A 12,483-nucleotide genomic window follows, 5' to 3' on the forward strand; every position below is an offset into this window, starting at 1 on the left:
TTCACCCATTCCGCTCTTGAACCTGTCCTGCGGGGAGACTGGCGGAGGGGGCCTGCGCGACTCTCCCCGCGGTGTGTGTAGCGCGCGCCATGACATCCGCCGTCCAGTTGGCGACTGCCATGGCGACGGCCGGGTCATCGACCACAACCCCCACCTCTATGCCATCGGACCAGCCGTGCCTCCCGTCCAGATTTCCGGTCCATAGCAACACCTTCTGGCGGTCGGCTACCAGAGACTTGGTGTGCGTGCGTCGGTGGCCAAATATCTGCAATTGCGCGGAGCCAAGGTCGGAGAGCCAGGCCAGCGCATTGCGCTGCGCTTCGACGTGATTGCGCGGTTGGACCAGCAGATCAATCGAAACGCCCCGCGTCAATGCGCGTTTCAATGCCGCGCCGACCACATGGTCCTCCATTGCCAAAAAGCTGTACGTGGCAATGGCGAGATGGCGGTGGCTGCTATCGATGATCTCTATGGCGGCGGATTGAAGCGATGCCTCGGCTTGTCGAATCGTAGCGACCGGTCGCACGCTACCCGCCGCCGCCAGCGGGCGCCATATGGGCGGCTGCGCGACCTGGCACGATTGGACGTTGAGACGTTCGCCTGGTGTGGACTCCAATGAAGTGAGATGGCGCCAGATGTGGGCGAAAAGCCGACCGTACTCACGTGCGACTTGCGCTTGGTGGAAAACGAGACCGTCTTCTGGATTGGATTCGTAGGCTTCCGGAGTGGCATTGGCTGAAGTGATGATCACGCATTCATCATCGATCACGCAGAACTTCGCATGGCAGCCGTCCGCGCTGCGCAGCCAGGCACCCGCATAGGCCAGCTTTCGCAGATGCTCGTCATGGCGTTTGGCGCGCTCTTCGTGCTTCAGCGTAGTGGCATCTGGATCAGCATCCAGTTCGAGCACATCAGCGCGCAGGTGTTTGCCTAGTGCCGTCAGGATGTAGACACCACCTCGCAGGCGCTCCGAGGCCTCGCATAATGCGTTGACGATCGCGTCATCGGCAAACAGGAAGCTGCAGAAGAACACTTTTTTCTTCGCGTGCGCGATGTTCTGGATGATCGCATCCCGGATGTGCGCCGTTCGCGAAAGGTCGTCGGTCGAGACGTGCCGGATATCAATGCATCCGGTGTCGTGGAGTCGATGAGGGGCGGCGGGCGCGTGTTTGTCGAGCAGCGGTTCGAAGACGATCCCCGACATTTGAGGGGGGGATGCAGGCAGGGCATTCGGGGCATTCGGGGCTTTCGGGACGCCCGCGCCAGAAAGCTGATGCGATCCGTGGCTTCCGTCGTTCATGTTCATATTCGGATTCTTTTCTATTATTTGGTCTCGTCAGCCGCGGCATATGCCGTGGTCAGATCTTCACGCAGGCGGCGATTGCATAATGCCGCGCGCATTTCGGCCTGGCGCCACAGGGTCGTCGCTGACTCCTCGATAGAGGGAAGGCCCGGATTTTCGTTCCAATACTGGATGAGTTGAGTGGCCACGGTGACGCAGGTGCCGTCGAAATCCTTGCGCAGGTCCATGTCGTGCCGTCGCAGGAATTCAAAGTAGGCAGAGCGGCCCGCCTCGATGTCGGCAGGCTGGCCATGCACGCGTAGACCCGCCCACCACTGACCCAGCGAAATAGGCAGCAGCGTGTCGCCGGGACGGTCTGCCTCACCTAGCAGGGCAGGCAGGCGTTCGGATCCGCAACGAAAGTTCAGCGCTCCGTCGGAGCGTAGCGAGGCCGCATCGGGCAAGGCCGTATGGCCTGCGAGTGCGCTCAATAGCCCCTCGAGCCGCTCCGAAGCCGGTGGCAGCAACCGGATCGGCTCGAGGTTCTCGCACGGACGGAGATCCCGGATCTTGCGGTAGCTGCGCCAATGCAGCGATCCGGCTGGCTTTTGCGCAAACGCCGCGAGAATGATCTGCGCGCTCTGCTGGCTCATGGGAGGGGTCTGCCCGCGATGGCCCGACGCCGGCCGGACTTCCCATTGGCTGCCTGGGACGACGCCGATGAGATTTCCCTTCATGCGGACGATGCCCGTGTCGATGCCGCAGGCGGCCATACGATGGGCGGGCGCAAGCGCAAGAATTTCATCGAGCCTGCGCAGGGTCTGCGGGACACGCTCGGGTAAGAGGGGCGCAGCGCGCTTGTGTTGGACATGGGAGTGTGTTCGCTCGTCCTCCACATCCAGAAAAAGCAGGGGCTCGGCCAGAAAGCGCAATCTTGCCGGCCTTTCGCGCCTGCGGATGACGACGCCGCGGTCGAGCGCCTGCAAACCCGCCGCTGTCAATTGGCAGCGGGGGCTGGCGGGGGGCTCGCGGAGCATGCAATGTGCGTGCCTGCGTCCGTTGGCGCGTCACGTCGGGGCTGGAGGGGGCCGCCCGCGACATACGGGATAGCAGCCGCTTCAGCAATCCGCTTTCCGGTCCATCCTCCTGCCGGGCGTCATCGGTGGAGCACTGGACCAGCAAGTGGTCCTCGAGCAGGCGATGCATGACCACCTGGGAAACGACTTCTCCCAGCCCCAGGTAGGCATCGACATCTTCGGGATCGACGACGCCCAACGCGCGGGCCAGCGCCAACACCGCCCAGTCGCTGGCGTGAAGCTCGCTCTCTTCGGTGAATTCCAACGCGGTGAAGTCCACCTCGTAGATGGGGGTGTCGCACAGGAGCAGGGCCGTTGGCGGGACGGGGGCACCCGTCTGCATGATGGCTGCCGATAGCTGGGCCAATGTGGTGGGATTCATGCCTGACCTCCAAGTGCGTGACCCCACTTGGGCTTTTGTTCGGAGTCCTGGTAAAGCCGCAACAGCAGGTCTGTTTCCGCACGGCGCCGGCCCTCGCCTTGGCCCGCCAGTGTGGTCGAGTCGCCGATAATGATGCGCTTGTGTCGCGCCCGGGTGACGGCGACGTTCAGTCTGTTGAGGTTGTCCACGTGTCCGCGCAGGCCCTTCGGGTTGCTCCGGGTCGTGCACAGAATGACGAGGTCCTTTTCCCTACCCTGGAAGCGATCGACGATACTGACGTGGATGTCGATGGCCGCTCGGTTTGCCGCGGATTCCTTCCATTGCCTGCGCCACGGATCGTTGCCCGGCGCGAGTTTTTTGAAGATGGCATCGCGCAACATCTGCGCCTGCTTAAGGTAGAAGCAGGTCACGCCGATCTCGAAATCGGCATCCGGGCCGCGCCCGTTCGGGCGAGGGTCTCCGCGCCAACTCTTGACGGCCCAGGTCGCGCAGGCCTCGACCAGTTCCATGGCAACTTGCAGCTCGAGTGGATTATGGTAGCCGCCTCCCGACCAGTCCTTGCCGCTCTCGGCGGTTCCATTTCGCGTCGGGCGGGGAAATTCATAGCGGCGCTGCGGACGCGCGTATGCCGTATCTATCCATATTGCCGGTGCCTCCAGTGTCGGAATCTCCAGGCCGAGCTGGTGCGTGGATACCGCGGAAGGATAGTCGCCTTCATAGACCATATCCGACGAGAACCTGGCCAGGGCCGGCATCATGCGATGTTGATAATTCAGACGTACCGCGCGGCTGTCAGGCAGACGCGTCAAGCGCTCGAACACGCTGGGTAGCGCCAGGGATTGCAATTCGAGCAGTTCGGCTCCCAGACGAATCACCTGTTCCTTGGCGGTGTTCCGTTCTTTCCCGGGGCCCGTGTGCCGGCCTGCGCGTTGGTGGTGTTGGCGCCACGTGCCGGCATCGGCGGGCAGCGCGTGCAGCTCCTCGATATCGGCCGGATCAAGCTGGAACGGCCGGATCAGCTTGTCGATAAGACTGCGCCATGCTTCCCGCTGGCGGCGGTCGTCGGGGTGCATGCGGTTATCGAAATGCCGGCGCAGCTCGGTGCTCACTTCGTCCAGCCAGTTGTCGTCCGGATCCTCGAAGCCCGTTCGTTTAACCCTCTCCGATATCACTGCCTTCAGTTCGCCGACATCCACGTACGGCGGCAACTGACGGTGGTCTCCGACCAGGATCCACTTTCGAGCCCGGGCCGCCGGAACGAGAAAGTCCGTGAGCGAGGCCTTGCTGGCCTCGTCCATGATCATCACATCGAACGCCGTCTCGACATCTCGGAACTCGCGGGCCATGGCGATGCCGATCGGAGTGGCGCAGATGAGGTTGGCGTTCAACAGCAACAAGGCCCCGGCTTCTTCGTCCCGGGCAATGCGCCCGGCCCACTCGCGCTGCACCGCAACGACGGCATCTTCGGCGGCGGCGTCTTCGACGGCGGTGTGCAGGGCCGTGGAGAGCCGAGCCGTCAAATCCAGGGTGCGATTCTGCAACAGGTAGTTCTGGGCCCGAACATCGACGTTCGCTGGCGAGCCCAGCCGGATCGCGGTCACGCCCGGTGCATTGCCGACGCGTTCGAGCACGTTGTCCAGGGCGACATGTGTCGGCGCCACAAGCAAGACTCGCTTGCCGCTTCGGACCAGTTCCTGGACGATGCCGCAGATGACGGTGGTTTTCCCCGTGCCGGGAGGGCCATGGATGAGCGCGATGTCGGGGGTGTTGAGGGCCAGCGCCTTAGCCGCCTGCTGTCGTCCGGCCTCGTCGTGTATGGCGGGCACGTGTATGGGCGGCAGGGGTTGCAATTGGTCGGGGCGCGTCAGGGCTTCGATCAGGCGGACGTGGCTGTCTTCGGCGCCCATTGCGATGACGTCCAGAGCCTCTCGCATGCGTTGAAGAGCATCCGTGCCTGGCTGGATATGCAGTTCCCCGTCGGATGCCAGGTCGCCTTTTTCGTCGTCGCCATCCAACGTCAGTACGCCGTCATCGGATACGTCGCATACGGCCAGCCGTCGGGAGCGGCCGCCAAGGGTTGGCAGGACGAGCTGAGTATTGGGACGCGCAAAGACAAGGGGCCAGGGTTCCTCGGTTGCCGTACGCAGGCGTACCGGGGAGCGCTCGCTGATCTGATATCGGATCTGGGGCGTTGACGACCGGGCATGATCGCGCAGGGCTTCCAGGTAGCGGCGCACGCCGGTGACGAAGTCGCGGTCCGCCGCGGCTTCCGCTTCCACCGCGCGCACGTTGACGGCGGTGCGGACACGGATCTGCATGGCCACCATGGAGCAGAATCCCCGCAGATCCAGGCCTCTTTCGCCTGTCGTGCCAAAGTCGGCGACGATCAGGCTGGCGCTGGACGGTCTGTAGATTTTGCTTGAGGCATAGATTGCCTTCAGGCTGCCGCCGTCGCTGGAAAGCTGGCACACCAGCGCCAGCTGGGAGTTGCCGAGAACCAAACGGAAATCGTCCGGTGTCAGGATGCCTTCGCTGCATTCGATAAATGCTTGCGGCAAAGGCTTGTCTCTCTCCGGTGTGCGGAATTTGTGGTCGGGAGTCTTGATCTGGATCCAGGCCCAGGCGTCGCCGCGGCTGAATGCGGCCAGGATGGTCTCGAACTCCAGTGCCGGGTCGATGTCCTTGATCAATGCCGGCAGTTTCGCGGAGCACGAAATGCCGATGGTGCCACCGTGAAAACGGAGCGTCCCGTACAGCCCCAGGTGCGTTTGGCCGGAAGTGGAGACGATGGGAATGTTGAGGCGTTGAGCGAGCAGGGCAATTCGTTGAACGTAGGTGGACATGACTCATGCCCCCCAAGTGCTGAATGTCAGGCCGTGATCAGGCAATGCGAATGTCTTCATTGGGTCAGTTTGCGTCATCGAGCCGGGTGTATTCCCGGGTGCAGATCTCCTAAAGCAAAGTCCGTGCCAGATAGGTTTTTCATTAATAATCATTGGGTTATGTTGATCCGACGTTTTCTTGTTTCTTGTTTTCGGGAATATTTATTCCTGATTATCGGCAGATATTTGTTTTTTTTAAATCGAGCAGAAAATTGCTTATGTATGAGAAGGATTTTGCTAATTGATCTGAAGAAGGAGCTAGGCTGGATCGGATTATTTTTTTAAGTTATTGATTTATATGGGTAATTATTTTTACTGAACGAGTTGGCACGGAAATCGCACAGGCAATGGTTGCCCCATCAGGAGACTTCCATGACTTTCTTTTTCCATGCAACGCCCGCCGCATCCGATTCCTTGCAATTGACGAGCCATGCCTGCCTGCGCATGCAACAACGCGGCATATCGCGCATGGCAGTCAACGCCGTTCTGGCTTACGGACGCCGCATTCATGCCAAGGCCGCCACCTATTGCGTCGTGGGACGCAAGGAGGTGCAGCGCTATGCGTCCGAGGGAGTGGACCTGTCCCGCCTGACCGGTTTGCAGGTGTTGGTCAGTGCGGAAGGGTCGGTCATCACCGTCTACCGCAGCCAGGATCTGCATGCGATCAAGGCAGTGCGGCGGCCGCGTATCCGAGGCGGCAAGTGATTCGGATATCCGATAATCCCGCTCCGCAGGCTATTCCCTTTCTCGTAAAAATAAACAGGCATCAAGAAATGAATATGAAAGGCCATCTTCTGTACCTCGACATAACCCAGATCTGCGGCATCGGCTGTGCCTTCTGCATGTATGCCGATAAGCACAAATCGGGGCGGCACATGACCCTGTCCGCGCTTGCTATCGAAAACCTCCGGAATCTGATCAATTCTCCTGACGTGAAAAGGATCTCGGTCAGCGGCGAGGGGGAGCCGTTGAACAACGTGGAGGTATTTCATGAGGTGCTGGGGCTTTCCAGTGGGGGCAACGCCTTCGAATTCATCACCAGCGGGTTTCTGCCTCCAGAAAAAATGGAGGCGTTCTACGAACGCACCAACGCGCAGGCCCACGCCAATGGCGACCGGTGCAATATCAGGTTGAGTTCGGATTCGCACCACATCGAGAAAGTCAAGCACAGGTCTCATGGATTCAGTCTCGAATACTTGCAACGCAAAAGACCGCACGCGCTGACGTTTTCGTTCCGCTCCGTGGATACGGATCGGATGTTTACGCGTGACTTTCTCATCGGTGAACTCTCCCGCTGGGGGCTGGCGGCAAGGATAGAGCAGCGGGGGATATTGGAGGACGCCTTGATTACCGGCGATGAAACCTTCAATGTCGACTACAAGAATCTGGTGCATCCGGGTCCCGATGCACCGAGTGGCTACTTGGATATGAAGGGATATGTGGCCGCGATCGAGGACAAGGTGCAGAAACGGTTCACTTTCGGCAGTCTCAACAAAGCGCCGCAGGACAACGGACTGGATATCACGATCAAGCCGAACGGCGATGTGCTCTTGTATGGCATTGAGAACATTGCCCTGGGCAATATCCACATGGATCGTATCGATTGGGAGATGCTCGTCAACCGGGCGCGGGAAACCCCATTGGTCCACGCGCTCTACACTCGCCCTTTCATCGATTTGGTCGAACGACTGGACGATGATGGGCTGGCGCAGTCCATCCTGGCCACCGCCAACAACCCCTACTGGGTCGTCAAGGCCATGGCGCGTCATGATGGATTGCTGGAAAGGCTGATTGCTCCATGATGATCGACTCCCACGTTCACACCGGTTACTCGAAACATGCCGCTGGTAGTGTCGATGACGTGGTCAATGCCGCGTTGGCGGCCGGTGTCAAGGTACTGACCATCACCGATCACGCGCCATTTCACATAGACAGCACGAATCGATTGCTGGATAGCGAACTGGATCGCTATTTCACGGACATTCACAAGGCACAGACGGCATACCGGGGTGACATAAAGATATTGAGCGGGCTTGAATGCGACTACATGCCGGGTTGCGCCGAGCAGGCGGCCCGATTGCTGGCTCGCTACGACCTTGACTTCGTTATGGCGTCGATCCATTACATCCCTACGCCCGAAGACGGATTGATCAAGGTCTGGGACCTTCCTCGTCTCAATCGGTCGGTGGTTCTCGAGTCGTATTTCTCCACCCTGGCCGAATTGTTGGAGTGTGGGTTGTTTGACGCCGTGGGTCATGCAGATGCGTTGCTGCGGGGCGTGCCGGAGGAGATCGTATGCCACTACATGGAGCCCTTGCTCGGCGCCTTCGCGCGCAGCAAAGTCGCATTCGAACTCAATGCTTCCGGCCTGCGCAAGACGGTTCTGGATCCAAATTCTGGCCGTGAGGAGCGTGGCAGGCAATCTTATCCGTCGCGATCTCTGTTGCCCAGGCTCATCGGCGCAGGTGCGGCGTTCACCATCGGTTCGGATGCCCACGCACCCGAAGACGTCGGGGTTGGTGTGCAGGCGCTTATCCATGCCCTGCTGCCTTTGGGCCTGAATGCCATCAGCTACTTCGAAAACCGGCGGCGCGTTGATATCGATGCGGCGTCACTTCTCTCGCCTCAGGCTTTGTGATGACGAAATTCATGGACATGACCCACTCCAAAAAGCCCATTACGCCCCCGATAGGCCGTCAGGCACCATTGGCGCCGAATTGGCGCCAGATGCGTGACACGTCGTCGGTTAGCAGGCTTCATTGCTTTCGCGAAGCTTCGGAAAAACCTCGTCAGGAGGACGTGTCCGCAGGCTTTCGGGCATTCTCCGGGGCGCTGTTCGAGGACGGCTTGATCGGCATGCGCGAATATGTGCGGGTTTTTGGCGGTGAGGCGCTGCATCACCTGACCCACGACGGCCGGGGTTTTCGCGATATGGAGACCGAACTGGATGCTGATGGCCTTTCCGCCATCTACAGCCGTGCGAAATATGGCAGTTTCAGTGACATCAGCTACCTTGCAAAAGAGGTGGTCCAGCATCTCAGCCAGGCTTTGGACGATCCCGAGAGCCATTGGACACGCCTCTTTCGCGATGCGCGTAGAGACGGCGATTGTGTCGTAATGATGACGACCGGTTGGCGAAATGTGCCCTCCACCGCCAACGTGATCTATCAGATGGTCGTCGATCGCATAAATCTAAAACTGGCGCATCTCGGCCTGCCGACCATTATCAATGTGAAGTTGCCGAGGCTTGCCCCGCCATGCGAGAACTATGCATCCTTGACTCTCGCTGAGCGTGAGCGCGTGAACCAAGTCCAGGATCATGTTATTCCCGGCCCGAATTTCTACGCGAACGCCGGTGTCCACGTCATATTCGGCGACGATGTGCTCATCACCGGAGCTACCGCGGATAAGGTCTTCGCGGAATCCATGCGCAATGGCGCAAGATCGTTTCGAGCACTCTATCCGATCGCCATCGATCCGCGAATGTCATTGAGCGATGCCACTATCGAAGAGCGGCTCAACACTGTGAAAGTGTCTGGAAAGCTGGATCACACCCTCGCCGGCCTGCTGTCAGAGCCTGATTATGTGCCGATCCTGCGAACACTCAGGTTGGTGTTCGCAGGTAGGAATCACGCCGATTTTCGGTCCTTCCTGGCACAGATTCCGAACGACAATTGGCTACGGCTGTATATGGCGGCACTAGGCAACGATTTCCTGGGGCAGGAGGAGTGCCGGCCATCGTTGCTCATGCTGCGTGACCATCTTCAGCGGCATGAGCTGTTGGATGGAGGTGGCTTGGTGTAAAGCCGCAGATGCCGGTCGCATTGCGCCATCGTCGGTGCGTTATATGGACTGCTGCCTCATCCGCGCCGACAACGCCTGCGCGCTTTCCTTGCGCTCGCTGTAGCGGTCCGTCAGATAGGGCGAGGCGTCGCGCGTGAGCAGGGTGAACTTCATCAGCTCCTCGACCACGTCGACGATGCGGTCGTAGTACGGCGACGGTTTCATGCGGCCGGCGTCGTCGAATTCCTGGTAGGCCCTGGCCACCGACGACTGGTTGGGGATGGTCAGCATGCGCATCCAGCGGCCCAGGATGCGCATCTGGTTCACCGCGTTGAAGGACTGCGAGCCGCCGGACACCTGCATGACGGCGAGCGTCTTGCCCTGGGTCGGCCGCACGGCGCCGACCGACAGCGGAATCCAGTCGATCTGCGTTTTCATCAGGCCGGTCATGGCGCCATGGCGCTCGGGCGAGCTCCAGACCATGCCCTCGGCCCATTGGACCAGCGCGTGCAGTTCGCGCACCTTGGGGTGGTCTTCGCTGCCGGCGTCATCGACCAGCGGCAGCCCGGCGGGGTCGAACAGCCGCGTCTCGCCGCCCAGCGCGCGCAGCAGCCGCGCGGCCTCCTCGGCGGCCAGGCGGCTGTACGAGCGCTCGCGCAACGAGCCGTACAGCAGCAGGAAGCGCGGCGCATGCGCGGCGCGTTCGGGCGACAACAGGCGCGTCCGGTCCGGCGCCTCGAACAGCGCGGCGTCGAGGTTGGGAAGATCGGAGGGCGACGTGGAATGCATGCAATGCCTCGTGATGCAGGATGGAAATCTCAGTGGGGATGGCGCGGCGCCCGCAGCGCCAGCAGCGCCGCCCAGGCGGCCACGCCGATCGCGCCGGACAGCCACAGCGCCCGCACGCCCCAGGCGTCCAGGGCCAGGCCGAAGGCGAACGGCGCCAGCGCCTGCGCGATGCGCGCCGGCATCATCAGCCAGCCCTGGCGCGCGCCGTAGCCTTGCGGACCGAACAGCGCCAGCGGCAGGGTGCCCTTGGCGATGGTCAGGATGCCATTGCCGGCGCCGTGCAGCAGCGTGAGCGCGGGCGCGGCGACCGAACCGGCGGCCAGCAGTACCGCCACGCCGGCGGGGTGGGCCAGGGCCGCCAGGCGCGCCGACCGCAACGGATGCACGCCGCGCAGCAGCCCGAATTCGAACAGGCGGCCGGCGACCTGGGCCGGGCCGATGAGCGCGCCCGCGGCCACCGCCGCGGTCAGGCCGACGCCGGCGTGCTCCAGCAGGCGCGGCAGGTGCGTGGCCATGGCGGTGCTGATGAACCAGGTGGCGGCGAAGACGAAGGCCAGCAAGGCGGTGGCGCGTCCCGCCTGGCTCGGCGGCGCGGCAGCCTGCGCCGGTGGCGCCGAGTCGCGCTGGGCGGCGGCGGGCCGGACCGCGGCCTTGGGCAGCCAGGCATTCAGCGGCAGGCCGATCAGCAGGTGCAGCGCGGCCCAGCCGAAGCACGCGCCGCGCCAGCCGAGATGGCTGTCCATCCAGGCCGACAGGGGCCAGCCGACGGTGCTGGCGAAGCCGGCGATCAGGGTGATGCCGGTGATCGCGCCGCGCGCGTCATGGCCATACAGGCGCACCAGGCTGGCGAAGGCCGCTTCGTACAGGCCGGCCCCCATGGCCACGCCGAGCACCAGCCAGGCCGCGGTCATCGACCACACGCCCTGCGCCAGGCCGAGCAGGGCCAGCCCGCAGGCGAACAGCACGCTGGTCGCGGCCAGCACCACGCCGCCGTGCCGGTCGATCAGCCGGCCGGCCCCGGGGCCCGTCAGCGCCGAGACCGTCATCGCGCCGGAGAAAGCCGCATAGACCGCGGCCGTCGGGATGCCGAGGTCGCGCGCCATGGGCGCGGCCAGCATGGCGGGCAGGTAATACGACGAGGCCCAGGCCAGGGTCTGGGCCGTGCCCAGCGCGCCGACCACGCGCAGCGCGGCGCCGGCCATGGCTCAGCGCCGTCCCGGGCCGGCGTCGTACCAGCCCTTGCTCTGGTTGACCACGCGCACCACCAGCAGCATCACCGGCACCTCGATCAGCACGCCCACCACCGTGGCCAGCGCCGCGCCGGACTGGAAGCCGAACAGGCTGATCGCGGCCGCCACGGCAAGCTCGAAGAAGTTGGACGCGCCGATCAAGGCCGACGGACCGGCGATCTCGTGGCGTTCGCCGACGCGGCGGTTGAGCCAGTACGCCAGGCCCGAATTGAACAGCACCTGGATCAGAATCGGCACCGCCAGCATGGCGATCACCAGCGGCTGGGCGAGGATGGCGCGGCCCTGGAAGGCGAACAGCAGCACCAGCGTCAGCAGCAGCGCCGCCATGGAGAACGGCGCGATCCGGGCCAGGGCCGCGTCGAAGACCGCCTGGCCGCGCCGTTGCAGCGCGCGGCGCCACAGCTGCGCGAGAATGACCGGAATCACGATGTACAGCCCGACCGACACCAGCAGCGTGTCCCACGGCACGGTGATGGCCGACAGGCCCAGCAGCAGGCCGACGACGGGCGCGAAGGCGAACACCATGATGGTGTCGTTGAGCGCGACCTGCGACAGCGTGAACGTCGCGTCGCCGCCGGTCAGCCGGCTCCACACGAACACCATGGCGGTGCACGGCGCCGCGGCCAGCAGGATCAGGCCGGCGATGTAGCTGTCGAGCTGGTCGGCCGGCAGCCAGGGCGCGAACACCTGGCGGATGAACAGCCAGCCCAGCAGCGCCATCGAGAATGGCTTGACCGCCCAGTTGATGAACAGCGTCACGCCGATGCCGCGCCAGTGGCGGCCGACCTGGCCCATCGCGCCGAAGTCGACCTTGAGCAGCATCGGGACGATCATCACCCAGATCAGCAACCCCACCGGCAGGTTGACCTGGGCGACTTCGAGCCGGCCGATGGCCTGGAACAGGGACGGCATGAGCTGCCCCAGCGTGATGCCCAGCACGATGCAGAGCACGACCCAGAGCGTGAGATAGCGTTCGAAAACACTCAACCCCGCGGGCGGCCGCCGGGCGGGCGCCTGCTGTCTGGAGAGCGACATGGCT

10 protein-coding genes are annotated in these 12,483 nt (G+C 62.8%); 4 read left to right on the plus strand and 6 right to left on the minus strand.

The genetic code is table 11. From position 1 onward, the window contains the following. Position 1: 1 nt before the first annotated feature. From AOZ49_RS15630 to AOZ49_RS15645, 3 genes are all read right to left on the minus strand, one after another. Complete coding sequence (locus AOZ49_RS15630) at positions 2-1,306, minus strand: phospholipase D-like domain-containing protein (protein ID WP_082380466.1); 1,305 nt, start codon at positions 1,304-1,306, stop codon at positions 2-4. A 17-nt stretch (positions 1,307-1,323) separates the two neighbouring features. After that, positions 1,324-2,319, minus strand: a complete 996-nt coding sequence (locus AOZ49_RS15635; RefSeq protein ID WP_054476349.1) for a hypothetical protein — start codon at positions 2,317-2,319, stop codon at positions 1,324-1,326. Positions 2,320-2,736: 417 nt separating this feature from the next. After that, the gene (locus tag AOZ49_RS15645; RefSeq protein WP_054476353.1) at positions 2,737-5,583 is read right to left on the minus strand and encodes an AAA domain-containing protein; all 2,847 of its coding nucleotides are present in this window, start codon (positions 5,581-5,583) and stop codon (positions 2,737-2,739) included. A 411-nt stretch (positions 5,584-5,994) separates the two neighbouring features. Here AOZ49_RS15645 and AOZ49_RS15650 point away from each other — a divergent pair, with 411 nt between their 5' ends. From AOZ49_RS15650 to AOZ49_RS15665, 4 genes are all read left to right on the plus strand, one after another. Further along, on the plus strand, positions 5,995-6,327 hold the full coding sequence (locus AOZ49_RS15650) for a DUF4258 domain-containing protein (protein WP_054476355.1): 333 nt from the start codon (positions 5,995-5,997) through the stop codon (positions 6,325-6,327). Between the two features lie 68 nt (positions 6,328-6,395). Next, complete coding sequence (locus AOZ49_RS15655) at positions 6,396-7,424, plus strand: radical SAM protein (protein WP_054476357.1); 1,029 nt, start codon at positions 6,396-6,398, stop codon at positions 7,422-7,424. Beyond that, positions 7,421-8,260 carry a histidinol-phosphatase gene (locus tag AOZ49_RS15660; protein ID WP_197286735.1) on the plus strand — a complete coding sequence of 280 codons (840 nt, stop codon included), beginning with the start codon at positions 7,421-7,423 and terminating at the stop codon, positions 8,258-8,260. Before AOZ49_RS15655 ends, AOZ49_RS15660 begins: the two co-directional genes overlap by 4 nt. Next, positions 8,260-9,426, plus strand: coding sequence for an ATP-binding protein (locus AOZ49_RS15665; RefSeq protein WP_197286736.1), 1,167 nt, complete (start codon positions 8,260-8,262; stop codon positions 9,424-9,426). The genes AOZ49_RS15660 and AOZ49_RS15665 overlap by 1 nt, the downstream gene beginning before the upstream one ends. Before the next feature lie 39 nt (positions 9,427-9,465). Here AOZ49_RS15665 and arsH read toward each other — a convergent pair whose 3' ends face one another. From arsH to arsB, 3 genes are read right to left on the minus strand one after another with little or no spacing between them, the layout of a single operon-like run. Then, the gene (gene arsH, locus AOZ49_RS15670; protein ID WP_054476359.1) at positions 9,466-10,194 is read right to left on the minus strand and encodes an arsenical resistance protein ArsH; all 729 of its coding nucleotides are present in this window, start codon (positions 10,192-10,194) and stop codon (positions 9,466-9,468) included. A gap of 29 nt (positions 10,195-10,223) precedes the next feature. Then, on the minus strand, positions 10,224-11,396 hold the full coding sequence (locus tag AOZ49_RS15675) for an MFS transporter (RefSeq protein ID WP_054476364.1): 1,173 nt from the start codon (positions 11,394-11,396) through the stop codon (positions 10,224-10,226). A gap of 3 nt (positions 11,397-11,399) precedes the next feature. After that, positions 11,400-12,479 carry an ACR3 family arsenite efflux transporter gene (gene arsB / locus AOZ49_RS15680; RefSeq protein WP_054476367.1) on the minus strand — a complete coding sequence of 360 codons (1,080 nt, stop codon included), beginning with the start codon at positions 12,477-12,479 and terminating at the stop codon, positions 11,400-11,402. Positions 12,480-12,483 lie beyond the last annotated feature (4 nt).

This window comes from Achromobacter sp. 2789STDY5608615 (assembly GCF_001298995.1).
GTDB classification, from domain to species: Bacteria; Pseudomonadota; Gammaproteobacteria; order Burkholderiales; family Burkholderiaceae_B; genus Achromobacter; species Achromobacter insuavis.